Origin of the sequence: Corynebacterium sp. KPL2838, from assembly GCF_040225455.1 — a bacterium.
Taxonomy (GTDB): domain Bacteria; phylum Actinomycetota; class Actinomycetes; order Mycobacteriales; family Mycobacteriaceae; genus Corynebacterium; species Corynebacterium rhinophilum.
Genome location: NZ_JBEHFT010000003.1, coordinates 61011 through 86694 on the forward strand (window position 1 = coordinate 61011; position 25684 = coordinate 86694).

Annotated in this window: 23 protein-coding genes; 17 read left to right on the forward strand and 6 right to left on the reverse strand. The window is 56.8% G+C overall.

Annotated elements, in window-relative coordinates:
- Positions 1-3 precede the first annotated feature (3 nt).
- Complete coding sequence (locus ABRP98_RS01820; protein WP_349857163.1) at positions 4-912, reverse strand: glycosyltransferase family 2 protein; 909 nt, start codon at positions 910-912, stop codon at positions 4-6.
- Between the two features lie 134 nt (positions 913-1046).
- On the opposite strand from ABRP98_RS01820, the gene ABRP98_RS01825 reads away from it, so the two are divergent.
- The 7 genes from ABRP98_RS01825 to ABRP98_RS01855 all read left to right on the forward strand — a co-directional run bounded on the left by ABRP98_RS01825 (position 1047) and on the right by ABRP98_RS01855 (position 7867).
- Positions 1047-2678 (forward strand): LCP family protein, encoded by a 1632-nt coding sequence (locus ABRP98_RS01825; RefSeq protein ID WP_349857164.1) that lies wholly within the window; start codon positions 1047-1049, stop codon positions 2676-2678.
- 25 nt (positions 2679-2703) lie between these two features.
- Positions 2704-3366, forward strand: a complete 663-nt coding sequence (locus tag ABRP98_RS01830; protein WP_296087702.1) for a TIGR03089 family protein — start codon at positions 2704-2706, stop codon at positions 3364-3366.
- 28 nt (positions 3367-3394) lie between these two features.
- Positions 3395-4132, forward strand: a complete 738-nt coding sequence (locus tag ABRP98_RS01835) for a sulfite exporter TauE/SafE family protein (protein ID WP_296087700.1) — start codon at positions 3395-3397, stop codon at positions 4130-4132.
- 190 nt (positions 4133-4322) lie between these two features.
- Entirely contained in the window at positions 4323-4958 is a 636-nt protein-coding gene (locus tag ABRP98_RS01840; protein WP_023016902.1) for an ABC transporter permease, read from the forward strand.
- Positions 4959-4960: 2 nt separating this feature from the next.
- Positions 4961-6175 carry an ABC transporter ATP-binding protein gene (locus tag ABRP98_RS01845; protein WP_284849886.1) on the forward strand — a complete coding sequence of 405 codons (1215 nt, stop codon included), beginning with the start codon at positions 4961-4963 and terminating at the stop codon, positions 6173-6175.
- Positions 6162-6914 (forward strand): ABC transporter permease, encoded by a 753-nt coding sequence (locus tag ABRP98_RS01850; protein WP_284849885.1) that lies wholly within the window; start codon positions 6162-6164, stop codon positions 6912-6914. The genes ABRP98_RS01845 and ABRP98_RS01850 overlap by 14 nt, the downstream gene beginning before the upstream one ends.
- Positions 6911-7867, forward strand: a complete 957-nt coding sequence (locus tag ABRP98_RS01855; RefSeq protein WP_284849884.1) for a glycine betaine ABC transporter substrate-binding protein — start codon at positions 6911-6913, stop codon at positions 7865-7867. Before ABRP98_RS01850 ends, ABRP98_RS01855 begins: the two co-directional genes overlap by 4 nt.
- Before the next feature lie 298 nt (positions 7868-8165).
- Here the strand turns inward: ABRP98_RS01855 and ABRP98_RS01860 are convergent, their stop codons facing one another.
- On the reverse strand, positions 8166-9488 hold the full coding sequence (locus ABRP98_RS01860) for an MFS transporter (protein WP_349857165.1): 1323 nt from the start codon (positions 9486-9488) through the stop codon (positions 8166-8168).
- A 478-nt stretch (positions 9489-9966) separates the two neighbouring features.
- Positions 9967-11238 (reverse strand): threonine/serine exporter family protein, encoded by a 1272-nt coding sequence (locus tag ABRP98_RS01865; RefSeq protein ID WP_284781957.1) that lies wholly within the window; start codon positions 11236-11238, stop codon positions 9967-9969.
- Between the two features lie 537 nt (positions 11239-11775).
- Between ABRP98_RS01865 and ABRP98_RS01870 the strand changes: the two genes are divergently transcribed.
- The 6 genes from ABRP98_RS01870 (at position 11776) to ABRP98_RS01895 (ending at position 18416) form a co-directional block, all read left to right on the forward strand.
- Complete coding sequence (locus tag ABRP98_RS01870) at positions 11776-12660, forward strand: carbohydrate ABC transporter permease (protein ID WP_284849911.1); 885 nt, start codon at positions 11776-11778, stop codon at positions 12658-12660.
- Positions 12661-12689: 29 nt separating this feature from the next.
- Positions 12690-13535, forward strand: coding sequence for a carbohydrate ABC transporter permease (locus ABRP98_RS01875; RefSeq protein WP_284785088.1), 846 nt, complete (start codon positions 12690-12692; stop codon positions 13533-13535).
- A 75-nt stretch (positions 13536-13610) separates the two neighbouring features.
- The gene (locus tag ABRP98_RS01880; protein ID WP_284853432.1) at positions 13611-14933 is read left to right on the forward strand and encodes an ABC transporter substrate-binding protein; all 1323 of its coding nucleotides are present in this window, start codon (positions 13611-13613) and stop codon (positions 14931-14933) included.
- A 37-nt stretch (positions 14934-14970) separates the two neighbouring features.
- Positions 14971-16065, forward strand: coding sequence for an ABC transporter ATP-binding protein (locus ABRP98_RS01885; protein WP_284853431.1), 1095 nt, complete (start codon positions 14971-14973; stop codon positions 16063-16065).
- A gap of 170 nt (positions 16066-16235) precedes the next feature.
- Positions 16236-16853, forward strand: coding sequence for a zinc metalloprotease (locus ABRP98_RS01890; RefSeq protein WP_296087684.1), 618 nt, complete (start codon positions 16236-16238; stop codon positions 16851-16853).
- 168 nt (positions 16854-17021) lie between these two features.
- A complete protein-coding gene (locus ABRP98_RS01895) occupies positions 17022-18416 on the forward strand; it encodes a GntP family permease (RefSeq protein WP_284853429.1) in 1395 nt (464 codons plus the stop codon).
- Here the strand turns inward: ABRP98_RS01895 and ABRP98_RS01900 are convergent.
- Complete coding sequence (locus ABRP98_RS01900; RefSeq protein WP_284853428.1) at positions 18413-18922, reverse strand: gluconokinase; 510 nt, start codon at positions 18920-18922, stop codon at positions 18413-18415. The two genes, ABRP98_RS01895 and ABRP98_RS01900, sit on opposite strands and share 4 nt — an antisense overlap.
- A gap of 151 nt (positions 18923-19073) precedes the next feature.
- Between ABRP98_RS01900 and ABRP98_RS01905 the strand changes: the two genes are divergently transcribed.
- Positions 19074-19979: a hypothetical protein gene (locus tag ABRP98_RS01905; RefSeq protein ID WP_284853427.1), complete on the forward strand. Its 906-nt coding sequence runs from the start codon at positions 19074-19076 to the stop codon at positions 19977-19979.
- On the opposite strand, the gene uriH is transcribed toward ABRP98_RS01905, so the two are convergent.
- Complete coding sequence (gene uriH, locus ABRP98_RS01910) at positions 19976-20932, reverse strand: uridine-preferring nucleoside hydrolase UriH (protein ID WP_284853426.1); 957 nt, start codon at positions 20930-20932, stop codon at positions 19976-19978. The two genes, ABRP98_RS01905 and uriH, sit on opposite strands and share 4 nt — an antisense overlap.
- Before the next feature lie 150 nt (positions 20933-21082).
- On the opposite strand from uriH, the gene ABRP98_RS01915 reads away from it, so the two are divergent.
- A complete protein-coding gene (locus tag ABRP98_RS01915; protein ID WP_349857166.1) occupies positions 21083-22285 on the forward strand; it encodes an amidase in 1203 nt (400 codons plus the stop codon).
- 56 nt (positions 22286-22341) lie between these two features.
- Positions 22342-22761, forward strand: a complete 420-nt coding sequence (locus ABRP98_RS01920; protein WP_349857167.1) for a hypothetical protein — start codon at positions 22342-22344, stop codon at positions 22759-22761.
- Between the two features lie 5 nt (positions 22762-22766).
- On the opposite strand, the gene ABRP98_RS01925 is transcribed toward ABRP98_RS01920, so the two are convergent.
- The gene (locus tag ABRP98_RS01925) at positions 22767-23276 is read right to left on the reverse strand and encodes a 2'-5' RNA ligase family protein (RefSeq protein ID WP_349857168.1); all 510 of its coding nucleotides are present in this window, start codon (positions 23274-23276) and stop codon (positions 22767-22769) included.
- 318 nt (positions 23277-23594) lie between these two features.
- On the opposite strand from ABRP98_RS01925, the gene ABRP98_RS01930 reads away from it, so the two are divergent.
- Positions 23595-25541 (forward strand): fructose-specific PTS transporter subunit EIIC, encoded by a 1947-nt coding sequence (locus tag ABRP98_RS01930; protein ID WP_349857169.1) that lies wholly within the window; start codon positions 23595-23597, stop codon positions 25539-25541.
- The last annotated feature ends 143 nt before the right edge of the window (positions 25542-25684 follow it).

Below are 25684 nucleotides of genomic sequence, written 5' to 3' on the forward strand. Positions count from 1 at the left end.
GCTTCAGGCCTCCGAATCTTTGGCCGTGCTAGCGCGAGCGGCCGTTACCGCGCCCCGCGCCTGCAATCCCAGCCACAGCGCGGCGCGCAGCGGGGCCTGCCACCACGCCGGGTGACGGTCCGCCTGGAAGCGATACGCGGAACTGTGGTGCGCGCGCAGCATCGCCCCGGCGTGCGCCTGGGTGGAATGCCCCTTGGCGTGGCTAATGACGGCTTCCGGACAGAAAATATTTTGATACCCGGCGCGCGCGAAGCGATCGCCCAAGTCCACGTCTTCCAAGTACATGAAGTAGCGCTCATCAAAGCCGCCAATGGCATCGAAGGCGTCCCAGCGCACCAAGAGGCAGGACCCAGACAGCCAGCCTGCGGGGCGCTGGACGGACATATCGGCATCATTGCGGTACGTGCGCGTCCACGGATTAGAGGGCCATAGGTTAGAAAACAGCGCGTGGCCGATGCCGGTGGATATATTGGGCACCGACCGGGCAGACGGATAGTTGCTGCCATCTGGTTCCACGATGCGCGGGCCTACCGCCGCGGCATCCGGCCAGCGGCGTGCGCACGCGATCATCTGGTCAATGGCGCCTTCACTAAAGGTGACATCCGGGTTAGAGATAAGGAAAAACTCATCATCTACGCGCTGGTTCTCGCGCACCCACCGCGCACCGGCGTTCATGCCGGCACCGTAGCCGATATTGCCGCCGGTATCGAGGAAGTGCACGTCCTCTTCTTCCGCAGCGGCGGCTTCCGGGATACCGTCGGTCGAACCATTATCCGCCAGCACCACCTGGGTGCCGTTAGCACCGGCGTCCGGCAGGGAGTCTATAAAGCGCGCCAAGTACTCACCGGGGTTGTAGGTCACGGTGATAACGGCGAGCGGAGCTGTAGTTTCAGTAGTCACAATGGGCCCCAAGCTTAGTCATGCCAGAGGCCACGTCAGGAGACAGACACTGTTTCAAACACGCGAAACTGGTCACGGATCCCTAATTTCGGCGAGATCTCCCCTAAACTATCTCCAGATCCCCGGAAAGTAGAAAGCCTTCACTTGTGACTTCTGAGAACACTCGCCGGGCGCGCAATATCCAACCCGCGCCCTCTGCCGCTAGCGCGGTTAAGCAAAAGGGTTCCACGGCCACCAAAACCATCGTGGCCGTCATTTCTGCCCTCATCCTAGCTGTCTCCGGCGTGGGCTATGCCACGGTGGGGCGCCTGGATACGGGCATGTCCTCCGCCTCGGACCTATCTTTGGGCGAGGATGGTTTATCCGATCCTTCCTTGGACGGCGCCGCCGATATCTTGCTCGTGGGCAAGGACTCGCGTACCGATGCCCAGGGCAATCCGCTCTCCGAAAAGGAGCTGGCGGATCTCCACGCCGGCGTTGCCGAGGGCGAGGAAAATACCGACACCATCATGCTCGTGCGCATTCCAGAAGACGGCTCGCGCGCTACCGCGGTCTCCATTCCGCGCGATACCTATGTCAACGATCCGGACTACGGCAATATGAAGATCAATGCCGTCTACGCCTCGCACAAAAACGACAAGGTGCAACAGCTCCAGCAGGAAAACGCCCAGGCGGAGGCGCAGGGCGAAAAGAAACCGTATTCGGATAAGGACATCGAAAAGCACGGCGTGGAAGCCGGCCGCGAAGGCCTGCTCAAGATGGTGCACTCCCTGACCGGCGTGTCCATTGACCACTACGCCGAGGTGGGCTTGCTGGGCTTTACGCTGCTTACTGATGCCGTCGGCGGCGTCGAGGTGTGCCTCAACGAGGATGTTGAGGACGAGATGTCCGGCGCCAATTTCCATAAGGGCACCCAGACCCTCGATGGCGCGCAGGCGCTGACCTTTGTGCGCCAGCGCTATAACCTGCCGCGTGGTGACCTCGACCGCATCGTGCGCCAGCAGGCTTATATGGCCTCGCTGGTCAATAAGGTGCTCGATAATGACACTCTGACCAGCCCATCCAAGCTCTCCAAGATTGCAAAGGCCGTGGAGCGTTCCGTGGTTATCGATGACGGCTGGGACATCATGGGCTTTGTCACCCAGCTGGCAGGCCTGGCCGGTGGCAATGTCACCTTCACCACCATTCCGGTGACCTCCATCGATGGCCGCGGCGATTACGGTGAATCCATCGTCACCATCGATACCAATGAGGTCCACCGCTTCATGGAGGATCTGGCCATGTCGCACGAGGAAGCCGAAGAAGACGCGGCCCACAAGGAGGAAAACGCCGAAAACGCAGCGGAGCACGATGCCGATATCAACTCCGATAACGAGGTCCACGTCCTCAATGCCGGCAATATCGATGGTTTGGCCGCCGGCATCGGCACTTGGCTGGAAAACACCGGCTATACGGTTGAGCGCTCCGCCAATGCCCAGCCCGGCATCTACTCTGAGTCCCAGGTCGTTGCCGCGGATCCCGAGAGCGAAGATGCCAAGAAGCTGGCGGAAAAGCTCGGTGGCCTACCGGTGGTAGAAAACCCGCAGCTCGATGCCAATACCTTGCTCGTCGTGGCCACCGATGATTACCAGGGCCCCTCCGATGAGGAAGCCAGCGCGGAGGAATCCGCAGCCGAAGAAGATACCGACCTGGTAGGAACACCGGGCAATGACTTCGGCGCCAACCAGGTCTCGCCTGAAATCGACGCCGGCGGCCACGGTCCGCGCTGCGTGAACTAAGCAGGCTGGCCTACGATGGGCGGGTATGGAACTACTCGCCCATCTTTTAAACGCCGATGCCGCCAGCCCGCGGCTGACTGTTTATAACGAATCCACCGGCGCGCGCATGGATTTTTCCGCCCAGACTCTTGATAACTGGGTGGCCAAGATCGCCAATATGTTGGAAGAAGAGCTCGACTTGGAGCCGGATTCCACCATCGCCATCGATGTGCCCGCCTCGTGGCAGGCCGCCGTCATTGCTTTTGGCGCCCTCGCTGCTGGGCCCACCTTTGATTTCGGTGAATCGGCCGCGCTTGCCGATGTCGTCTTTACCTCCCCCTCCCGCTACCTCGCTGCCCAAGAGCGGCAGCCACAGGCCGATATCGTGCTCATCAGCGATGATCCCTTTGGCCGCGGCATCGTTGAATCCGGCGGAGAACTGCCCACCGGTGCGATTGACTTCGGCCCCACCGTCCGTTTTTATGGCGATCAATACTTCGGTGAAACCCAACCCCTGCCGGAGTTGGTAGCCCCACCCGCGAGCGCCGAGCGATTGCTGTCTACCGGATGGAGCGACAAGGCTTCTTTCACCCGCGCCGTGCTCGAGCCCTTAGCCGCCGGCGGTTCCGCCGTCATCGTTGCTGGACTCTGCCCCGCGTCCCGCTTGGATGAAATTGCAGCGAATGAGAAAGTAACCTCCCGGCTGTAGGTCAAGTGGCCTATACTTGCCTTCCATCATGTTCTTGGGAATCTCTTCAGACGCGTGGGTCTACATCTTTATTGGTGTGCTCATTTTGGTCGGCACTATCACTCAGGGCTCGATCGGCTTTGGACTCGGCACCATCGCCACCCCCATTGTCGCGCTCCTGCGCCCGGATTTAGTCCCCACGCTCATTTTGCTCCTCGCGCTGTGCATTTCCATCTATACACTGGCGCGCACGTACCGCGAAACCTCATGGCGCCTAGTTGGCATATCCGTCATAGCCCGCATTCCTGGCTCGTTTGCCGGCGCGTGGGCGATCGCTTCTCTCTCGCACGATGGCCTTTCCATCTTCATCGGCTGCGCGGTGCTCTTGGCGATGTCCCTCTCCAGCCTCGGCTGGAGCCCCGAGCCCACCAAGCGCAATACCGTCCTGGCCGGCCTGACCTCCGGGTTCCTGGGAACCTCTACTTCCATCGGTGGCCCGCCGATGGCGCTGATTATGAAGCGCTTTGACCCACAGCGCACCCGCGGCAGCCTCGCCGGAACCTTTGTGATCGGTACCGTCATGTCCCTTTTCATCCTGGGCTTTAGCGGCCAGGTCACCCAGCCGCAGGTCTATGCCGCAGCGGCCTATAGCCCCTTGGTGGTCATCGGCCTGTTCATTGCCAACTACCTGAACCACTTCATCGATACCAAGCGCCTTAACCGCATCGTCACGGTGGTAGCTATTACCGCTGCCCTTGCCCTTATTGGCCAAGTGCTGTTTTTCTAGGCCTCCAATAAGACCGGTATGACGTGGTAATCACTGCCCCCGGTTTTGTCTCGAACCTGTCCAGCTATTGTTTCGCGCTGAAAAAAGCTTGTACGCTAGAAGCACATCATCAGCGCAGAGGAAGGACCAGAGAGTCTGTGCTCTCCTTTAATTTTCCCTGCGCTCTATTCTCTTTCTTTTAGGTGATGAAATGAACGAATTTATCGCTGCGCGCTGGCAGGATATCCTCTTCCGCAGTTACCAGCACGCAAGCCTTGTCATCCAATCAGTTGCCGTGGCCTTGGTCATCGCGTTGATTATTGCCATTTTTGTAGCCCAACGCCCGCGCGGTGCGGCTATTGCTAATGCCTTAACCTCCATCGGCCTGACCTTGCCTTCGCTGGCGCTGCTTGGCCTTGCCATCCCGCTCTTTGGCATCGGCACCATACCGTCCGTTGCCCTCGTGGTCTTTTATGCCGTCCTTCCCATCCTGCGCAATGCCATCGTCGGTTTGCACAATGTCAGCGACGATGTCATCGAATCCGCCCGCGGGCAGGGCATGAGCTCGACGGCCATCCTTTTCCGCATCCGGCTGCCGCTGGCCTGGCCGGTGATTATGACCGGCATCCGCGTTTCCACCCAGATGTCTATGGGTGTTGCCGCCATCGCCGCCTACGCGCTCGGCCCCGGACTGGGTGGATATATCTACTCAGGGCTGAGCCAAATCGGCGGCACCAATGCACTTAATTTCACACTGGTGGGCACCATCGGCGTCGTCATCATTGCGCTCATTGTGGATGCGATTCTCGCAGGAATCCAAAAATTGACCACCCCGAAAGGTATTTAAGAATGTCCGATTCAACGCACGCTTCATCCACACGCTCTGCGGACGCGAGCAATAGCGGTGCCAGCATCGTTTTTAATCACGTCACCAAGGCCTATTCGGGACAAGACTCCCCCGCCGTCGAGGATCTTTCCTTCGAGATTCCGGCGGGCGAGCTGGTCGCATTCGTCGGGCCTTCGGGTTGCGGTAAGACCACCTCGTTGAAGATGATTAACCGCTTGGTGGAGCCAACCAGCGGCACAATTTATATCGATGGCGAGGACGCCACCAAGAAAAACCCCACGCAGCTGCGTCGCGATATTGGCTATGTCATCCAAGGCGGCGGGCTCATCCCCCACATGTCTGTTGCGGATAATATCGCCCTGGTGCCCAAGCTGAAGAAGTGGAAGGCCGATAAGATTTCTCAGCGCACCGACGAGCTTTTGGAAATGGTGGGACTCGATCCTGCCACCTACCGCGATCGCTTCCCCAGCGAGCTATCCGGCGGCCAGCAACAGCGCGTCGGTGTTGCCCGCGGCCTAGCTGCGGATCCGCCGGTGGTCTTGATGGACGAGCCCTTCGGCGCAGTAGACCCCATTACCCGCACCCGCCTGCAGGATGAATTAGTCAATATCCAATCCGAGCTGAAAAAGACCATCATCTGCGTCACGCACGATATCGATGAGGCCATCAAGCTGGGCCACCGCATCCTCATCTTTGAGCCAGGCGGAAAGATCAGCCAGTACGATACGCCCGAAAATATCCTTGCCGCGCCAGCGAATGACTTTGTGGCTGACTTCATCGGTTCCGGCTCCGCCTTAAAGCAGCTCAACTTACGCCGCGCGGACGAGCTAGAACTTGCGGATCAGGCCACCGCGCGCATCGGCGAATCCACCGATAAGGCGCTAGCACGTCTGCGTGAGGCCGGCGAAGAAATGGTGGTCATCGTCGATGACAAGGGCCATCCCCACGACTGGATTTTTGCCCGCCAGCTCGAACGCTACGAGACCATCCCGGAGCCGCAGTTCGAGCTCAACTCCGTTGTGGATGCGCGCTCTACGCTAAGCGATGCCATGTCTGCCATGCTTGCTTCCTCCCACAGCGGCGCGCTTGTTACCCGCCGTGGTGAATTCGTCGGCGTTTTGTACTACGAAACGGTCACGGATTATATCCAGCAGATGAACGCCGCGGCTCAAGAAGCTTTAGATGACAAGGAGGTGGATTCCGGTGGAGAAATTTAAGCGCCTCACCGGTGAAGACCGCCTCCTTATCATCGGCATCCCCATCCTGGTCGTACTCACGGTGGGCGGTTGGCTCATCTGGCACGCCACGGCCGAGCTGGATGATATCGAAGAGCGCACCTTGCAGATTAGCTCCGTACTCACCATGACCCGCGAGCACTTGGTTCTCGTGGTCATCTCCGCGTTGTTGGTCATCGCCACGGCCGTTCCCCTGGGCATCGTGTTAACGCGTAAGTCCACCAAGTTCATGGCGCCGATTATCACCAGCATCGCGAATATTGGCCAGGCCGCGCCCGTCGTCGGCGTCATCGTCTTATTGGCCATCTGGCTGGGCTTTGGCGAACCGGTGGCCATCCTCGGCCTCTGGTTCTATGCCTTCTTGCCGGTACTCGCCAACGTGATTGCGGGCTTGCGGGGTGTGGATAAGCAGCTTGTTGAGGCCGCCTACGGCCTCAGCATGTCGCCATTCCAGGTGCTCACCAAGGTCGAGCTGCCTATGGCCCTGCCGGTCATCATGACCGGTATCCGCACCTCCCTGGTGCTTTTGGTCGGCGCTGGTGCCTTCGCCACCTTTATTGATGCCGGCGGCCTCGGCGGGCTGATTACCACCGGAATCACCCTCTACCGCAACCCTATTCTCATCTCCGGCGCGGTCCTCATCGCATCCTTAGCCTTAGCGGTCGAATGGGTGGGCCGCGTTCTTGAGGTTGTCTTCGCCCCGAAGGGAATGATCAAATGAAACGCGTCCTCGCAACGCTTGCCGCCGCAAGCACGTTCTTCCTCGCCGGGTGCGGCCTCGGCACCGCCGGTGGCCTCATCCCGAGTGGGGAATTAAAGGGTGACCTGGCCGAAATTGACCTCGACGGCGCCAATATTTCCATCGGTTCCAAGAACTTCACCGAGCAGGTCATCTTGGGCAAGATTGGCGCGATCCTCTTGGAATCTGCAGGTGCCAACGTAAAGGACTTGACCAATATCCCCGGCTCTACCTCGACGCGCCAAGCGCTAGAGGTCGGCGATATGGACTCCATGTTTGAATACACCGGCACCGCCTGGATTACTTACCTGGGCAATGCCGATCCGGTCCCCGGCTCGCAAGAACAATACGAGGCGGTAAAAGAAGCCGATAAGGACCACGGACTTACCTGGCTGCCCCCAGCGCCGATGAATAATACGTACGCGCTAGCCATTAGCGCGCAGTCCCACGCAAAATACGGCCTCGAATCGCTAGCAGATATTAAGGGTATTCCCGCCAACGAACAGACCTATTGCACCGATAGCGAGTTCTTGGCCCGCAATGACGGCCTGCTTACCATGTTGGATAGCTATGGCGTTGAACAACCACCGCGCGACCGCATCCGGATCATGGATTCCGGCGCCGTCTATGCCGCCTTGAATAAGGGCGAGTGCACCTTCGGTTCGATCTTTGCCACCGATGGCCGCATTAAATCCCTGAACCTCACCGTGCTGGAGGATCCTGAGCTCTTCTTCCCCAAGTACAACCTCGCCCCGGTTGTGCGCACCGAGGTCTTGGAGGAATACCCAGAGATCAAAGATCTCTTCGCTCCCCTCTCGGAACTCCTGACGGATGAAAAGATGCAAGAGCTCAATGCCCGCGTGGACGTCGACGGTGAGGACTATACCGCCGTGGCACAGGATTTCCTCATCGATGAAGGGCTGCTAGAAGGATAATCCTCTGGCCGCTCTACCAGAGCAAATGGATATACAGAAAACTTTCAGTAATTTTCAGCGACCTATCAGATAGATTCCATGGCTGTTCCAGCCATATGCCCCATACTTAAATCATGCGTTTGAGAGAGCGCATACGAGAGAGATAGAGAGAACCCCTCAGTTTCCAGAGGGCGGTGCAAACCGATACATGGAAACACCCTTGTAGAGAGAGACGTCAGCGGCACTCGGAACCGAAAGGAACCGGGTGCCGCTGGCGTTTTACTAGTTCCACAGGCATAACCCGCACGGGTTATGCGGGCTATGCCACCAAGTCGTTCTTGCGCGGCGCGAAGAGCACGGTGGTACCCGTCACGATTGCAGCGGTCACAAGGTAAAAGGCTGGGGCGAGTTTATTTCCGGTGGTATCAATCAGCCACGTCGCGATCATCGGGGCGGTGCCACCGAAGATGGCATTGGCCGTATTAAACGTCAACGCGAAACCAGACAGGCGCACGTGCGTGGGGAATTGCTCGGAAAGGAAGGAGGGCAAGACGCCATCGTTAAGCGCCAGCACCCCACCCAGGCACACCTGAATGATGATGACGAGCAGGATGCCTGCGCCATCGAGAAGCATGAATGCCGGAATGATGGCAAGGCCCATAAAGAGCGCGGCGCACAGCATGGTGGTGCGCCGGCCAAGGCGATCGGACAGCAGGCCTGTCAATAGCGCGAAGCCCACGTAGAACGCGGAGGCCACCGAGGAAGCAATAAACGCCGGGGTTTCTGCCATGCCCAGCTCCTCCGAAAGATAGGTAGGCAGGTAGGTCAAGATGACGTAGAAGCCAATCGCGTTGAGCACCGCGCCGGCAAAGGCAATGGCCAGGGCCTTGGGGTATTTCAGCACCTGACGCAGGGGCGAAAGCTCGGTTTCCGCGTGCTTTTCAAAGCGGGTGGATTCCTCCGTGTGGCGGCGAATCCATAGCCCGTACAAGCCCAGCGGCAGCGCCACCAGGAAGGGCACGCGCCAGCCCCAGGAATGCAGGGCATCATCATCAAGCACGCCGGTAAGAAATGCCGCGATGAGCGAGCCCAAGAGCAGCCCGGATGCGGTGGCCGAGGGCACCACCGCAGCATAAATCCCGCGTTTCCCAGGTGGGGCGATCTCAGCCAGGTGCGTGGCGGCGCCGGCATATTCACCGGCGGCGGAAAAGCCTTGCACCATGCGGCACAGCAGGAGCAATAGCGTGGCGGCAAAGCCGATGGTGGCATACCCAGGCAATAGACCGATGCAGGCGGTCGCCAGCGACATCAGCACGATGGAATAGGTCAACGTGTGGATGCGGCCGTGCCTATCACCAATATGACCCCAGACGATTCCGCCGATGGGGCGCACCAGGAATGACAGCGCAAAGAGCGCGAAGGTCAAAATCAGCGCGCGGCGGCCTTCCATTTCCGGGAAGAAGACGCGCGAGATAATCGCGGACATATAGATATAGGCCGCATAATCGAACCACTCAATAAACGTGCCGATGAATGCAGCCTTGATCGCGGAAACGCGCTGTTCGTGTGAAGTACCAGGAACGTCCACGTCCGCTGGGGCAGATTCATCGCTCGCTGGCGGTGGGGCTATCAGAGGAGCCATGCTCCTCACCTCGTTTCTGTTGAGCATCATTCGCAAAAATGGCGCAGCATCATCTGCACCCATAACGACGAGCCTACAGAAATAACTATGGTTTAGATCACCTTTATCTGCTTTTATAGCCTCGCCTATAAGCTTCGCTTGCCGATGCCTCCCTTCCCCACCTAACTCACAGCACTTAGCAGCAACCTTTCAGGCAGATTCCATGGCTGTTCCAGTCACATGCCCCATACTTAAATCATGCGTTTGAGAGAGCGCATACGAGAGAGATAGAGAGAACCCCTCAGTTTCCAGAGGGCGGTGCAAACCGATACATGGAAACACCCTTGTAGAGAGACGTCAGCGGCACTCGGAACTGAAAGGAACCGGGTGCCGCTGGCGTTTTACTAGTTGTATTTTTGGCAGCCGCATTGCCTAGTGCCTCTGGCCGCCGTCTCTGGCTGCCGTTGCTGGTGGCTGCCGCGAGGCCGAGCCACCGGCGCTAGGCGGGCTTCTTTCGCGGGATTTCCTTATCGAAGTCAATAAGCCGCCCCAATGCCCAATCGCGGTCCGTGAGCAACCGGGCAAAAACCATCCCTGCGCCGATGGCGCCTACCACCATCAAGCCGGTAGCCACATTCGCCACTGCCTGATCCATCTGGCCATCGTTGAGGTAATAGACCGCGCGAAACATCGTCACCCCGGGGATCATGATGACGGCGGCAGGCACGGTGGTGGTAATGCGCGGCAACCGCGCCTTTTGGGAGGCCACCGCACCCAAGAGTCCGATGATCAGCCCGCCAATAAACGCCGCAAAGTAGACGGTCGTGCCCAGCTCCAGGAGGCCTAAGCGCACCGCGTTGGCCACTGTCCCCACGCTTGCGGCCACTAGGACCATGCGGCGCGAGGAATTAAAGAGGAAGGCAAAACCCGCGATGCCAAAGAAACTGGCGACAGAAGCCAGTAGGTACCACCGCGTATCCGGTGCAGGAACCGGCGGATCCGGGCTGAGATCCGTCAACCAACTGACCATGGAGACGGTAAACGTAGCGGTAAAGATGACCGTAAACGCATACCCCAACCTGGCGATGCCCGCATCGAAGTCAAAGCGCGCAATATCAATCAGGGCCGAGAACAGCGGGAACCCCGGAATCAAAAAGAGCACCGCCGCTACATAGCCCGAGGAAAGCGAGCTCGGCTCTACCACCCCGGCAAATCCTAGAAGCTCGATGAGGATAAAGAACGTGATGCTAGCTGCCGCACCACCGGCGATGATCCCGCCAATTTGGTGCACATGCTGGTGCAATACCTCATAGCGCACGAATTGTCCCACGAATGCGGCCAGCGCGACGAGGCCTACCGCCTGCACCGGAAAGAAATTTAGGAATGCAAACGCCGCGCACGCGACCGCTGCCGCTGTGGATAGGACCCACACGCTCCAGCGCTTTTTCACGTCACTTTCAATGGAATCGAGCATCCCTGAAAGCTCTTCCGCGGTAATTCCGGAATACAGGTGGTTATGGGTGAGATCCTCCAACGCCTCAATGCGGGAGGCATCGACGGCCGGCGAATGCGTGCGCGCAATCACGGTGCGAAAGGAATCGCCCCGGTGAAAGGTACAAGTAATTTGGGTCAGCCCCACGTTGGCATCCAAATGATCAAATCCCAGCGCCCGGGCGCTGCGCTTCATGCCGCGCAGCACGCGATAGCCTGATGTGCCCGCCCCCATTAGCATCATTCCGACGCGCAAGACGACGTCAGCTTCCACGCCCATCTGCCGGTGAAAATTCGGATCATACTGCGACGACAAATCTTCCACCTCTACCTCGCGGGAAAGCTGCGATCCAAGCCACTTCCCAGCGACCATTGCCCCAGCTTCCACCCACATTTTGGCTAATTCTTCTACCTCCCAGACTAGCGCACCGCGTTCCTACCCCGTGGCCTTCTTAGCCTCCACTAACTTTCAGGAAAATTTCAGCTTTCTTCAATGCCTATAACAGGGTTTAGCGCCATACTTTCTTTAGCGTTTGAGAGAACGCAAGAGAGATAGAGAGAACCAGCTCCAGCGCCCTGCGGCCCTTCACTGAGGCCCGGGCGCTGGAGTTGTTTTTCCATCGGTTACGCAGTAGTCCCCTAGTCTTTACGGGCTCGACGTTTGCAATTCATCAAGAGTTTCCACTATGTGAAACACCCCGTAATCTACGCGGTTTACGTTGACTGGGTGACTCTCAGGGATGAACCTGCCGGCACTAAGAACGGCATCGCGACTGCCACGGCCACCGGCCCGAGCAACGATAATCCATCGGAGCTCGTGCGAAAGGCTACAAAGAGCCGACATAAGGAATGGTTGCTGGCTGCCGTACTTTTGGCGCCCAATCTCATCTTGCTGGCCATTTTTACCTACCGGCCGCTGCTAGATAATATTCGGCTTTCCTTTTTTAACTGGAATATTTCTAGTTCAAGCTCCACTTTTGTTGGTTTTGATAATTACGTGGAGTGGTTCACGCGTGACGATACAAAGACGATCGTCTTAAATACCGTCATTTTCACCTTTTTCGCGGTCATCGGCTCCATGGTAATTGGGCTTGCGCTTGCGCTACTTCTCAATCAAAAAATCAGAGGCCGCAACTTTGCACGCTCGGTGGTCTTTGCGCCTTATGCCATCTCCGGTGCTGCGATTGGTATCGCCTTCCAATTCGTATTCGACCCCAACTTCGGATTGATTCAAGAAATCCTTGGGTGGTTTGGCATTAGTTCTCCAAACTTTTACGCCGTGCCTAGCTGGGCGTTGTTCATGGTGACATTCACATTCGTGTGGAAGAACTTGGGATACACGTTTGTCATCTACTTGGCTGCCCTACAAGGCTTAGATAAAGAATTAGACGAAGCTGCCGCCATTGATGGAACTGGGCGTTGGCGCAAATTTTGGCGCGTGACAATGCCACAACTGCGCAATACCACCTTCTTCCTTTCCATTACGGTACTGCTCAACTCTGTGCAGGTCTTCGACATCATCAACGTCATGACCCGAGGCGGCCCTCAAGGAAACGGCACCCAGACGCTGGTTTTTCAGATTTATAACGAAACCTTTGTCAACTTCCGTGCTGGTTACGGCGCCACTGCTGCGACAATCCTATTCCTCATCCTGCTCGTCGTTACGTTGATTCAGGTCCGCATCATGGATAAGCGAGGTTAACCCACCCTATGGCTGATTCAAATCTTCACATGATCACAGACTCTTCCCCTGTATCAAGGCGTGCCAAGCTCATCGGTGGCTACGTAGGAATTATCCTCGTCCTCCTGCTCGTGGGACTGCCGTTGTTCTGGATCTTAATGACCTCATTCAAGGCCAGAGGTGATATTTACACCGACCCAGTTAACTGGCTACCGCCGACGTGGGAAACCAAAAATTACGCAGACGCCACAACGCGCGTTCCCTTCTGGACCTACCTGCGCAACTCCGTCTTCATTACCGCGGTCCTATCCGCTATAAAGATTGTGCTTGGTGTCATCTCCGCCTACGCCTTATCTATCCTTCGCTTCCCAGGACGCAATCTAGTCTTCATCGTGGTGATTTCTTCCCTGATGGTCCCTGCAGAAATCACGGTGATTTCCAACTACGCCTTGGTCAATTCCTTGGGATGGCGTAATACCTTTGTCGGCATCATCGTCCCGCTGGCTGGTGTTGCATTCGGCACCTTCCTCATGCGCAATCACTTCCTTTCCTTGCCTTATGAGCTTGTGGAAGCTGCTCGCATGGACGGTGCCGGCCCCATTCGCTTGCTCACCAAGGTGCTGCTTCCCGTTTCTTGGCCAACACTGACAGCATTTTCAGTGATCACACTAGTAAACGAATGGAATACCTACTTGTGGCCATTCCTGATGGCGGATACAGAACGGGTTGCTCCCTTGCAGGTGGGGCTGACCATGCTGCAAAACAACGATGGCGTTACTAACTGGGGACCAGTAATGGCAGCAACCGTTCTCACCATTCTTCCGATGGTCGTCATCTTCCTTGGCCTGCAGAAATACATGATTCAAGGTCTCACCACTGGCGCCGTCAAAGGTTAGAAGGCTTCTATCCCTATCACGCTCGCCGTTATCACCCTATCCTTCTCAATCTGACTTCTATATAAGGAGATACCCATGCTTCGCCGTAAGTTTCTCGCGCTAGCTTCCACTGCTTCTACCGCTACATTTCTTGCCGCTTGTGCTGGCACCTCATCTACTAGTTCCCAAGGCAGTAGCGACGGTGGCGATGGTGGCGAGGTCACGGAATTGACGTGGTGGTCCAACCACCCAGCTTCCTCAAAGGACATCGAAAAAGAAATCATCTCTCGCTTCGAGAAGGAAAACCCTGATATCAAGGTCAACCTTGTTGACGCAGGAAAGAACTACGAGGAAGCAGCACAAAAGTTTAATGCTGCACTCACAGGATCTGATCTTCCAGACATCGTGGTTCTGTCTGATGTGTGGTGGTATAACTTCGCCATCAATGGGCAGATTGCCAATGTTGATGATCTAGCCAAAGAAGCCGATATTGACCTTTCAAGCTATGTCCAACCGCTCTATGAGGACTACAACTACGACGGCGGCCACTTCGCGCTTCCCTTTGCCCGGTCGACTCCCCTGTTCTACTACAACAAGGACGCGTGGAAGAAGGCTGGCTTGCCGGACCGCGGACCGGAGTCTTGGGACGAAATGGATGAGTGGTCTGAAAAGCTCGCCAGCGCTGATTCTAAAATGAAGCCCTTTGGCTGGGGCGATGCAGTCGGCTACTTGGGATGGATTTTCCAAGGCCCCTTGTGGTCTAAGGGCGGCGCCTACTCCGATGAATGGGATTTGAAGTTCACTGATGACAAAACCATCGAGGCTGTGGAATGGCTCAAGGATGTTACCGATAACAAGAATGGCTATTCCTACATGGGCAATGACATGGCCATGGAATTCGGTACCGGACGCGCTGCAGCCACTGTCCTATCCACAGGCGATCTTGCAGGTATCACTGATACCGCTGACTTCGAGTTAGGAACCGCATTCCTTCCCAATCCAAAGGGAGACGGCGCTTGCCCCACCGGAGGTGCCGGCCTCGCCATTCCTTCCGGTATTAGCAAGAACCGCCAGTTGGCAGCCATTAAGCTGATTGATTTCATCACGAACGAGGAAAACACCTCATACTGGTCCCAAAATGTGGGTTATATGCCAGTCCGCTCTTCTGCTGCCGACAACGAAGATCAGAAGAAATTCATGGAAGAGAACCCGAATTTCGAAACTGCTATCAAGCAGCTTCCAGAAACACGCCCACAGGACAACGCCCGTGTATTCCTCCCTGGTGCAGATCAGGAGATTGGTGGTGCCTTCGAGAAGATCGTCACCAACCGCGACGATGTCACCAAGGTGCTCACGGATCTGGAAAAGACTCTGCAGTCCATTTATGACAACCAGGTAAAGCCCGTCATTAACGGCTAATCTTGCCAATTCTCCTTAGTATCTGAAAGGTAACACCATGGCTACTGTCACATTTGATGGAGCAAGCCGCATCTACTCCAAAGACGCGGAGCGCCCCGCAGTTGACCGTCTTAATCTAGATATTTCCGATGGCGAGTTTTTGGTCCTCGTCGGGCCTTCTGGCTGCGGAAAATCCACCAGCTTGCGAATGCTCGCGGGCCTTGAGCCGACCGACCGAGGTTCCATTCGGATCGGAGGAAAAGACGTCACTGGAGTCAGCCCATCAGATCGAGACGTAGCCATGGTCTTTCAGAACTACGCCCTGTACCCGAATATGTCGGTCGCGCAGAATATGTCCTTCGCTTTGGAGAACCGGAAAGTACCCAAGGACCAGATTAAGACGCGGGTGCAAGAAGCCGCCAAAATCTTGCAGATGGAGGATCTGCTTGACCGAAAGCCCGCAAATCTTTCAGGTGGCCAGCGCCAGCGCGTAGCGATGGGCCGCGCCATCGTGCGCGAACCAGCTGTATTCTGCATGGACGAGCCATTATCCAACCTGGATGCAAAACTGCGCGTATCCACCCGCGCGCAGATTTCAAATTTGCAACGTCGCCTTGGCACGACCACGGTATACGTAACCCACGACCAGACCGAAGCAATGACCATGGGTGACCGCGTCGCGGTGCTTAATGCAGGTGTCCTACAACAAGTAGATACCACTCGTGAAATCTACGACCGCCCCCAGAACGTCTTCGTTGCCGGCTTCATCGGCTCCCCTGCCATGAATATCTACAACCTCGCGCACACCTCTAGTCAGCTTTCACTGGGATCTACTCGCATCAACTTGGCGAATTACGACTTCGATGGTGCGCATTCCGTTACCGTTGGCGTTCGCCCTGAAGATTGGGTGCACACAGAGGAAGGCGCGGAATTTACCGTTAAGCACGTTGAAGAGCTCGGCAATCAAACCTACCTCTATGGCGACTTGGCAGACTCGGGCGAAAATCTCCAGTCGACGACCCGCATGGGCGGACAAACTGGGATATTGGTAAGTGCTCGCCGTGATTACACGATTGGTGACACTTTCCGCGTTTCCCCAGATCCTGACCGTATCCACCTATTTAGCTCTACTACTGGTGAGCGTCTAAATTAGAGTCGACAAAGCGAAGTTAACAATGTAAATTTCTATTTTGCCCGGTGTAGCAAAAATTGTTTGTTTCTCGCTTGCCTGAGACATCCACGCAATTCTGTTTCCCGCGGATATTGCTAAGGCCAACTGCACTCCACGAACGATAAAGCCAATCGAAAGGTCACTAACTGCCGATGCGCTCTCTGAAGAAGCTATCTGTCACCGCCCTTGCCACCACCGCCATTCTCGGCACTATCGCCGCGCCGGCCGCGAACGCAAAGAGCGACCCAGTACGTTCCATCATCGATCCTGGAACCTGCAAGGCCATCACCAAACTGGCTAACGAGGGCAAGCCGGTTCCAGATCCTTCCATCCTCCACGATGAGGACTCTGTGAAACCTTATTTCAGCGATGGCGTACTTAAGTACAAAGTGGCGGATAACTTCCCATACCGCAAGCAGCTGGACGCCGCCGTTGCCGAGTGGAACGAGGCTCTCGAGGGGAAAGCTTCCCTTAAGGAAGTAAATCCTTCCGAAGCTGATGATGACACCATTTCCATCATCTACAATCCGGATCCCCGCGGCTACGTCCAAGGCTCGGCTTACCCAGATCACAAGTTGGTGTCCATCAAGATGCCCAACGCCACCTACCCTGAGGCGCTCCAAGGCACCATTGCTCACGAGCTAGGCCACATGATGGGCGCGGGACATTCCTGCGCCGGCGCACTTATGGCAGGTTCCAACCAGAACCCGATCTCCTATCACGTAACCCCGCTCGATGCGGCCGCCATCATCCAAGGTCAGTTCGACTAAGCACGCCTCGACTTCTCCCCTGGTCCTTCACTGGAACCAGGGGATTTTTATATGCCCAGTTTCGGGGCGGTGGATAAGCCACGTTGGGGAAATGTGGGCATCGGCTAGCAGAGCTACTGCTAACGTTGCCCATATTCAAAGGTTTGCACATGAAAAGGAGCCTTCTCTATGGAGACGTGGGAACCCACATTGTCCACTGGTCCGCTGCTAGGGATTGCGGTCGCTGCAATCGCTGTGATTTTGGTGCTGGTTATATATTTAAAGCTCCACGCTTTTCTCACTCTGCTGGTGGTCTCCGCGCTGACAGCACTTGCAGCTGGCATACCGCTCGAAGGCATTGTCCCTACGATGACGGAAAGTTTCAGCTCGACCCTTGGCTCGGTGGCGCTTCTGGTGGGACTCGGCGCCATGATCGGCCGGCTCGTGGAAGCTTCCGGCGGTGCTCAGTCGCTTGCCGATGCCATGGTTCGCCGCTTTGGCGAAAATAAAGCACCCCTTGCACTCGGCATTGCCTCACTGATTATGGGCTTTCCTATCTTCTTCGACGCTGGTCTTATCGTGATGCTGCCGGTTATCTTTGCCGTCGCCCGCCGCTTGAATGGCCCAGTCATTGCTTTTGGCCTGCCAGCCGCCGGCGCATTTTCTGTCATGCATGTCTACCTGCCACCGCACCCCGGTCCTGTCGCCGCCAGTGAATTCTACGGCGCCGATCTCGGCCTGGTGCTGCTCGTCGGCCTACTGTTGGCCCTGCCTACCTGGTATATCTCCGGCTACCGCTTTGGACTTTTTGCCGGAAAGAAGTTCCCATTCAAGGTCACTGACGCCATCGCCGGGCCTGCCCTTGAAAAGGAAGAACAACCCTTAAAACCTGCCTCCGCCACCACAGTGATTTCTATTTTGCTCATCCCGATGGTGCTCATCTTCTTTAATACTGGGCTCAACGCCCTAGCTTCCTACGGCACAATCGATGCCGATGCCACGTGGGTCAGGTTCTTCGTCATGCTCGGCCAAACTCCAATCGCACTGCTGATTACAGTGCTTATCGCGCTGGTAGTCCTCGGCTTGCGCCGCAGCGTGGAAAAGACGGCGCTGGAAAAACTCGTTGACTCCTCGCTTGGCCCTATCTGTTCTGTCGTGCTCATTACCGGTGCAGGCGGCATGTTCGGCGGGGTGCTTCGCACCTCAGGCATTGGCGATGCGCTTGCCGATTCCCTCTCCGGCCTCGGCATCCCCGTCATCCTGGCCTGCTATCTCATCGCCGTAGCCCTCCGCCTGGCACAAGGTTCAGCCACCGTCGCACTCACCACTGCTGCTGCCCTCATGGTTCCCGCCGTGGAAGCTGGCGGTTTCACCGAGCTCCAACTCGCACTCATCGTTGTGGCCACCGCCGCCGGTTCGGTCTTCGGCTCGCACGTTAACGATTCCGGCTTCTGGCTCGTCGGCCGCCTGATGGGCATGGACACGATGACAACGCTGAAGACATGGACCGTTAATCAGATGCTCATCTCCGTCATTGGCTTCGCACTCGTCCTAGTCCTCTACGGCGCGGCTGCAGTCTTTTAGGCGCCGGTCTTTATCCAAGCAGCAGCGTCTTCTGCAATATCTTCCGCTGGTCGCGTCACATCGAAAACGCGGCCAGTTTCGTCCTCTTCCAGCGGCTCCAAGGTGTCGAACTGCGACTGCAACAGCGACGCTGGCATGAAGTGTCCCGGCCGGTGTTGCATCCGCTCATACAACACATCAAAGTCACCATGTACGTGCACAAACGCCACGCCTGGGCAGTACTTTCTAATCAGATCTCGATACTTTCGCTTCAACGCGCTGCACCCCACCATCGCACCTTCTGGCCTATCCGCCAGCCACTGACCAATCTGTTTTAGCCACGGCTCCCGGTCCTCATCATTCAGCGGCGTTCCCGCGGCCATCTTGTCGATATTTGTCTGCGGGTGCATATCATCGCCGTCGCGGTACTCTAGCCCCACCAACGGCGACAGGGCCTGCCCCACCGTCGTCTTGCCCGAGCCAGAGACTCCCATGACGACGACATGACGGAATGTATTCTGGTTCATGGTGACTCCTCAGGCTGGGTTCTTTCTATCGAGTTTATCCACTCCTCTACTACCGCTCAGAATAGCGAGAAGGCAAGCTAAGAACAGAACATTCCGGCGGTATTAGCTAAAATTTCCTAGAACACTTATTCCTATATGATATCTTAATCATATGGGTCGGCACACAATTAATGAACACTGGTTTGAATTCTCAAAACAAAGACTCGACAGTTTCGGGGCAAAGGTTGAGGATCCGACCAAGGAGCATCGTTATCCAAGTCAGCCTGATTGGTATGAAATAGCAAATAATCTAAGACCATTCCTCTTTCACGACCTCAACATTTCCAATGTATCCCCTACAACAGCCAGGATTTTAAAAAGCTGGCTCATAGATCCTCCCAAAGCAAGTACTTGCTTTGGGGGAGATCCTGAAAATAATTCTCCATGGCAAGTCACCAACGGGCGACACCGCTTAACTGGGGTGATGTCGGCACGGCCCGATCTAAATATTCCCGTTTACTGGGATATTTTTGGGTACGAAAATGGACCATACTCCGAAAAGGTTCTTGCCTCAAAGATAGCGCAAGCCGAATTAATCGAGCAAGAAAGACACTCTTACCTCCCAAGGACAGTCCAAAACGACAGATTTTTGATCGCTCTTGAAAATCTAGCCAATAAAAAGTTCAAAAAGCCTGAACCAAAGTGGCCTATTTCGACAGTAAAAGTTCAGGGAAGAGAACCCGACCACTCCTTCCTCAGCGATGACGAATGCAATTCAGCATTTGTATGGAAACACAATGAAAACGCCTTAATCGTGGTCGATTCAGTAAAAACTCTTTACGACGATCGTTTTTCGAGTGACTGGGCCGAATTAAGGGGAAAAATTCCTGAACTTGAGCACGTTATAGCAGACAGCAGAAACCTCACTGTGGTTTCAGAAGTCATGACCGGATTTAAATCCGATGTCCATTACACATACTTCCCAGAATCCAAAGACTTTTTTTCAATTCACTGTTGGGGACCTCCAATTCAGGTGTGTATCTGTCGAGCTGGCGTCCGGTTGACACGATTTCCCTAATATCTATCTTTAAAGGCGAGATTTTTGAGGGCGTCAGTTACCAATTTCCAGAATCCCGGATGATCCAGCTTGGTAGCGACCTGGGTATGGCAGCTGTCATCAGCGGGTTCCCGCAGGTCAGTCACGGTCATGCCGGTGGTAAGTACGCCGGCGAGCTCGACATGCACGGGTGCTTTGCGGGTTTGCACGATGCTCGGATCGATGAGGTAAGCCACCGTGCATGGATCGTGAACCGGAGGATCCGTAAATCCTTGGTTTTGCTGATACGCCTCACGGAAGAAGCCGAAGAGGCCGACAACAAAGTCTGAGACGGGCGTATTCAACGCCTTAATTTCGGCTTCGACCTCGGCTGTTGCTAGTGCTTGGTGGGTAAGGTCGAGCCCGACCATGGTGACCGACCACGGCTCTTCGAAGACGATATGTGCTGCCTCAGGATCGATCTTGATATTGAATTCGGCGACTGGGGACCAATTGCCTTCGTGGTAGCCGCCGCCCATAAGCACAACCTCTTTGACACGCTCTACGATGCGCGGTTCTTTGCGCGCGGCCATAGCGATATTGGTCAACGGACCCGTTGGAACCAAGGTAATGGTGCCGGGTTCATGGGCCATGATGATGTCGATGATGAAGTCGATGGCGTGGGCATCGGCAAGCGCGGTGCTTGGGTCCGGAAGCTCGACGCCATTAACATCCATGCCGGTGGAGCCGTGGATGGACTCAGCAACTTCTACGGGGCGCACGAGCGGGCGATCGCAGCCGGCGTAGACCGGAATCTCTGGGTGGCCGGCGATCTCCTTGACCACCAGCGCATTGCGGGCGACCTTGTCCAAGGTCTGGTTGCCTCCGACGGTGGTAATGCCCAGCAAATCAATGTTGGGATTGCCCATGGCCAAGAGCAAAGCTACTGCGTCATCATGGCCGGGGTCGCAGTCCAGAATAATTTTTCGCGTCATATCTTGAGCCTACTTTTGGTCGGTGAAGACTGCCACGGTCTCATCCTGTGGCGCAGCTTCAATTCCTCTGTGCTCACCAGCTGTACCCTGGAAAGCAGCAACTCACCCCGTAAACGGTATAAACCGTCGTGGAAAGGAATTCGCCCCGCCATGCCTTCAATTTCTGACCGCCTGACCCAGGCACAGCAAGATTTTAACGCGGTGATTTCCACCATTCCTTTTGATGAGGATGCCGTAGATACTGCACTTACGCTGCGCGGATTGCCTGTTGCTTTTAAAGACATCGTGGATATCGCCGGGGTGCCAATGACCTGTGGCACCAACGTGGATATGGGACCGGCTCCGACCATGAATGCCACGGTGGCACAGCGGCTAATGGATGCCGGCGCGATTCCCGTTGCCAAGGCCAACCTCCAGGAGTTTTCCTATGGCATCTTGGGTGACGCCTCCGCGTATGGGCGCGTGATCAATCCTCGCGATCCACAGGTCTGCGGCGGCGGATCCAGCTCTGGGTCGGCGGCGCTGGTTGCGTGCGAGGCGCTAGATCTCACGGTGGGTTCCGATAGCGCCGGTTCCGTGCGCGTCCCGGCCGCCAGCCAGGGCGTCCTCGGTTTTAAGCCCACCACCGGTACGATCCCGCTCGATGGCGTCTTCCCCTTCGCGCCGAGCTTCGATTGCATCGGTTTCTTCGCCAGCTCCATCGAGCTCATCGAGCAGGCCCTGCTAGCCACGGTGGATGAGGCACCCACTCCGGCCAAGACTGTATCCACCATCGATGTCTCTGCGTTGCAAACCAAAGGTGAGCGCTTTGCTGGTCTGCTGTCTGCGCTGCAGGATTCCGCGTTCGCAGCCGTAGAGCGCCTCGATTACTCCCAGCTCGAATCCACCATCGCTACCACCGCGAAGCTCTACGCTCCGATGCGCGTCAAGGAGGCTTATGACGTCCACCAGCCCTACCTTGACCAGCGGGATAAGTACCAGGATGTCATCTTGGAGCGCGTCCTCGGCGGGCAGGATATTTCTCAGGCAGACTACGACGCTGCAGCGCAGCAGGTAGAAGAACTGCGTACGAAAGCACTGGCGCTTTTCGATGCCTCCCCCATCATCCTCACCCCCACCCTCGACGCCGGCCCCATCAAGTGGGACGACATCACTGCAGAAAATACTGCCGACTCCGCCGCCAGCCTGCGCCGCTGGACCGAGCCTTTCAATGTGTTGGGTTGGCCGGCGATCACTATCCCACTGCGCACGAGGGACACCACGGGAGTGGGTGATGCGGTGCAGGTCATCGGCAAGCCGGGCCAGGATCTCACCGTCTTGCGCGTCGCCCGCGAAATTCAGGCACTGCTTTAAGCACACCGCAATTCTGCGCGTCTCTGCCTGCTGACGTCGTTGGTAAGGTGATCGTTATGAGCACTCCAGCACAGCTTGCCGCGCGGTTGCGCGCTGAGGCCGATGACGGCTCCTTGGAGTCATTCTGCTTGGATACCGGCATTGACCTGCTGGTTCTTTTTGGCAGCGCGCACGTAGATGCCACCAATGCTAATGATGTTGACCTTGCCTATTCGGTCGATTTCTCGCGCGCAAAAGCTGAGCGTCCCAACGTGCTCGACGTTGCCACGGCGTTTTACTCCCGCTACGGCGACGGCATCGATCTCATCTGCCTGGATACTGCGGACACGCTTGCACAGCATGAAGCGCCGCAAAAGTGCGAGCTCTTGGTGGATCCGTCCAATTCCAAGTATGGAACGCTGCAAATGATGGCGGCACGGGAGTATATCAACACGGCGTATCGCCGCGAGTTCGAGCTCAGGAGCTTAATGTCATGAGCTGGCTAGCCTCCCGCTAGCACCGTCTTTTCTTGCGTGCGCGGGCGCCAATACGCCGCTTCTACTGCGTTAAGTTCCTTAAAGTGCGAGGACGTCAGCTCATCCATCGCGGTTAAATAGCCGCCCACGTCTTCGCGCGGTAAGCGCAGGCCCATGGTCAGGTGCGGCGTCCAGCGCGGACCGCGGCCCTCAGGATTGGCGGCGCTAATCTTCCGCGCTGCCATTTCGAGTTCATCGCTGGTCTCTAATAACCAGGCCACGGTTCGTTTCCGCTTCGTGCCGAAGATGACGTTTCCCACGCGCCGAAACGTCGCCGGAATGACTGGCGGTAAAAGCTCCGCGGCAAGCTCTACAACTTGGGGCTCCATCTCCGGCGCGAAGGTCACCGTAATATGCGGGCGCTGGTTTTGCACGGGGAATCCGTGCTCGGCAAGACCTGCAAAGATCTCCCGAATCTGCTCTTCCTGCTTTTCTGGCAGGTAGAGCAGGATATTATCCGGCGATGCTGTACTCACGATGCGGCTTTCTTCGGTTCAAGTGAACACGATTCATTCGTGTTCCCAAGATGCGGGCGGTTACGGTTTACTTCTAGTTCTGTTTCTAGGGTACCGCCGGTCAACACTGGTGCGATCTCCGCGATGCTATAGGTCCCATGCTCAATTTGAGCAAAGTCGCCCCTCAAAAATCGCATCGCGCCTTCAATTGACGCAGAGGAGGATGCGCATAGGAGGTTGCGCATAGGACCCTGCATATAGAGCCCTGCACGCCGGACTCTGTACAAAGAACCTCCCCTTTTCCTTGTGCTCGTTTACACGGGTGCCTTTAATTAGAGTATGAGCACATCAGATTCTTCGCCTTTCATTCTCGCCATCACGGCGTGCCCAACGGGTATCGCCCATACTTATATGGCCGCCGAGAACTTAGAGGCCGCCGCCGAAAAGCTGGGCTACCGCATCAAGATTGAAACGCACGGTTCGATCGGCGTGGAGGGCAGCTTCAGCAGGCAAGACATTGAGCAAGCCGATGCCATTGTTATCGGTGCCGATACCGTCATCGCAAAGGACCGATTCCACGGCAAGCGCTTGGTGGCCACCGGCGTGGACGAGGCCATCAAACACCCCGAGCAGCTGTTGACCAAGTCCTTGGAGGCGGCACCATGGAAGGGGGAGGATAAGGGGGCATCGGCAAGCGAGGCGGAGGACGCCGCGGAAGATGCGGGGCTGCGCGGTATTGGGCAGACCATGTACAAGGCGCTGATGAACGGCGTTTCCCACATGATTCCTTTCGTGGTCACCGGCGGATTGCTCATCGCCGTGGCGTTGTCCTTGGGTGGCACGCCCACGCCGGAGGGGCTGTCCATTCCTGAAGATAGCTTCTGGAATACGCTCAATGAGCTCGGCGGCCTGGCATTTTCGCTGATGGTGCCGGTCTTGTCTGGCTACATTGCCGTTGGCATCGCGGATAGGCCAGGTTTAGCGCCAGGCCTTATCACCGGGCTCATCGCCACAACCGGCTCGCTGTACGGGTCCGAGGCCGGTGCCGGATTCTTGGGCGGTATCGTCACCGGTATTCTCTCCGGCTACGTGGCACTTGCGATCAAGAAGATTCCGGTGCACAAATTCATCGCGCCGATTTGGCCGATTATCGTCATCCCGATTTTCACCACGCTGATAGTGGGCTTGGCCTTCATCTATTTCATCGGCGCCCCGATTGCCACCGCCTTTGAGGCCATGACCGAATACCTCGGCGGGCTGGAAGGCTCATCGGCGATTGTGCTGGGTCTTATCATCGGCGCGATGATCGCTTTCGATATGGGCGGGCCGTTCAATAAGACTGCCTTCCTGTTTGGCGGCGGCATGATCGCTGCGGGAAATGCGGCCCCGATGGGTATGGCCGCCGCCGCGATTGCGGTCCCGCCACTCGCCGTGGGCGTGGCCACCCTCTTGCGCCGGGGTTGGTTCAATAAGGCGGAAAAGGACTCCGGTATCGCCGCGCTATTTATGGGATTTTTTGGCATTACCGAAGGTGCCATTCCCCTGGCTGCGGCGCGTCCCCTGCAGGTCATCCCGGCCAACGTGGTGGGCGGTGCCGTCGCCGGTGCCATGGCCGGCGCATTCGGCGTCCAAGATCATGTCATGCACGGCGGCCCCATCGTCGCCGTCCTCGGCGCGGTGGATCAGGTGGCGTGGTTCTTCCTGTCCATGCTCTGCGGCGTTGCCGTGTGTGCCGCGCTCATGCTCCTGCTCATTCGCCTGACCCAACGCTCCCCGGAAACAGAGGAGAACACGGAGGAGCCCACAGTACTCCCGCTTCTCGATGCCTCCACCATCAGCCTCGATGAACCGCTCGGTAATGACTCCGAGGCCGTCATCAAGTCGCTCGTTTCCCTCGCCGCAACCGATGGCCGCATTAGCGACGCCGCTGCGGTTGCCGGTGCCGCCCTTGCCCGCGAGGCCCAACACTCCACCGGCGTAGGCCACGGCGTGGCGATCCCGCACGCTCGTTCCGCTGGGGTTACCACACCGACGCTGGCTTTCGCCCGGCTTCCCGAAGGCGGCATCACCTGGGGAACCGGGGAAGAACCCACGACCTTAGCGTTCCTCATCGCCGTGCCCGATGACGCTGGAAAGCAGCACTTGAAGCTGCTGTCCACCCTCGCCCGCGCCATCATGAAGGAAGATTTCCGCGCCCAACTGCACGCGGCCAGCTCCCGTGAAGAAGCAGAAGAGGTTATCGCCTCTGTCCTCCAAGTCGAGCCACAAGCCGCCGTGGAGTCTTAGTCTTCTGCCTTGGCCTCAGCCTGCCCAGCAAGGAGCTGTTCCACCGATACCACGCCCCCGAAAAAGTAACCGCCTTCACAAATCGCAGTGGCACGGGTTACACTAAGATTCACACTTATTGTTCAACAATTAAGGACGGTGTT

Excerpts from the sequence above, each read along its gene's own strand:
- ABRP98_RS01930 (WP_349857169.1), top strand. The coding sequence starts at position 23,595 with ATGAGCACATCAGATTCTTCGCCTTTCATTCTCGCCATCACGGCGTGC.
- ABRP98_RS01840 (WP_023016902.1), top strand. The coding sequence starts at position 4,323 with ATGAACGAATTTATCGCTGCGCGCTGGCAGGATATCCTCTTCCGCAGT.
- ABRP98_RS01860 (WP_349857165.1), bottom strand. The coding sequence starts at position 9,488 with ATGGCTCCTCTGATAGCCCCACCGCCAGCGAGCGATGAATCTGCCCCA.
- ABRP98_RS01830 (WP_296087702.1), top strand. The coding sequence starts at position 2,704 with ATGGAACTACTCGCCCATCTTTTAAACGCCGATGCCGCCAGCCCGCGG.
- ABRP98_RS01835 (WP_296087700.1), top strand. The coding sequence starts at position 3,395 with ATGTTCTTGGGAATCTCTTCAGACGCGTGGGTCTACATCTTTATTGGT.
- ABRP98_RS01895 (WP_284853429.1), top strand. The coding sequence starts at position 17,022 with ATGGAGACGTGGGAACCCACATTGTCCACTGGTCCGCTGCTAGGGATT.
- ABRP98_RS01890 (WP_296087684.1), top strand. The coding sequence starts at position 16,236 with ATGCGCTCTCTGAAGAAGCTATCTGTCACCGCCCTTGCCACCACCGCC.
- ABRP98_RS01920 (WP_349857167.1), top strand. The coding sequence starts at position 22,342 with ATGAGCACTCCAGCACAGCTTGCCGCGCGGTTGCGCGCTGAGGCCGAT.
- ABRP98_RS01885 (WP_284853431.1), top strand. The coding sequence starts at position 14,971 with ATGGCTACTGTCACATTTGATGGAGCAAGCCGCATCTACTCCAAAGAC.
- ABRP98_RS01880 (WP_284853432.1), top strand. The coding sequence starts at position 13,611 with ATGCTTCGCCGTAAGTTTCTCGCGCTAGCTTCCACTGCTTCTACCGCT.
- ABRP98_RS01915 (WP_349857166.1), top strand. The coding sequence starts at position 21,083 with ATGCCTTCAATTTCTGACCGCCTGACCCAGGCACAGCAAGATTTTAAC.
- ABRP98_RS01865 (WP_284781957.1), bottom strand. The coding sequence starts at position 11,238 with ATGGGCGTGGAAGCTGACGTCGTCTTGCGCGTCGGAATGATGCTAATG.
- uriH (WP_284853426.1), bottom strand. The coding sequence starts at position 20,932 with ATGACGCGAAAAATTATTCTGGACTGCGACCCCGGCCATGATGACGCA.
- ABRP98_RS01855 (WP_284849884.1), top strand. The coding sequence starts at position 6,911 with ATGAAACGCGTCCTCGCAACGCTTGCCGCCGCAAGCACGTTCTTCCTC.
- ABRP98_RS01905 (WP_284853427.1), top strand. The coding sequence starts at position 19,074 with ATGGGTCGGCACACAATTAATGAACACTGGTTTGAATTCTCAAAACAA.
- ABRP98_RS01875 (WP_284785088.1), top strand. The coding sequence starts at position 12,690 with ATGATCACAGACTCTTCCCCTGTATCAAGGCGTGCCAAGCTCATCGGT.
- ABRP98_RS01900 (WP_284853428.1), bottom strand. The coding sequence starts at position 18,922 with ATGAACCAGAATACATTCCGTCATGTCGTCGTCATGGGAGTCTCTGGC.
- ABRP98_RS01845 (WP_284849886.1), top strand. The coding sequence starts at position 4,961 with ATGTCCGATTCAACGCACGCTTCATCCACACGCTCTGCGGACGCGAGC.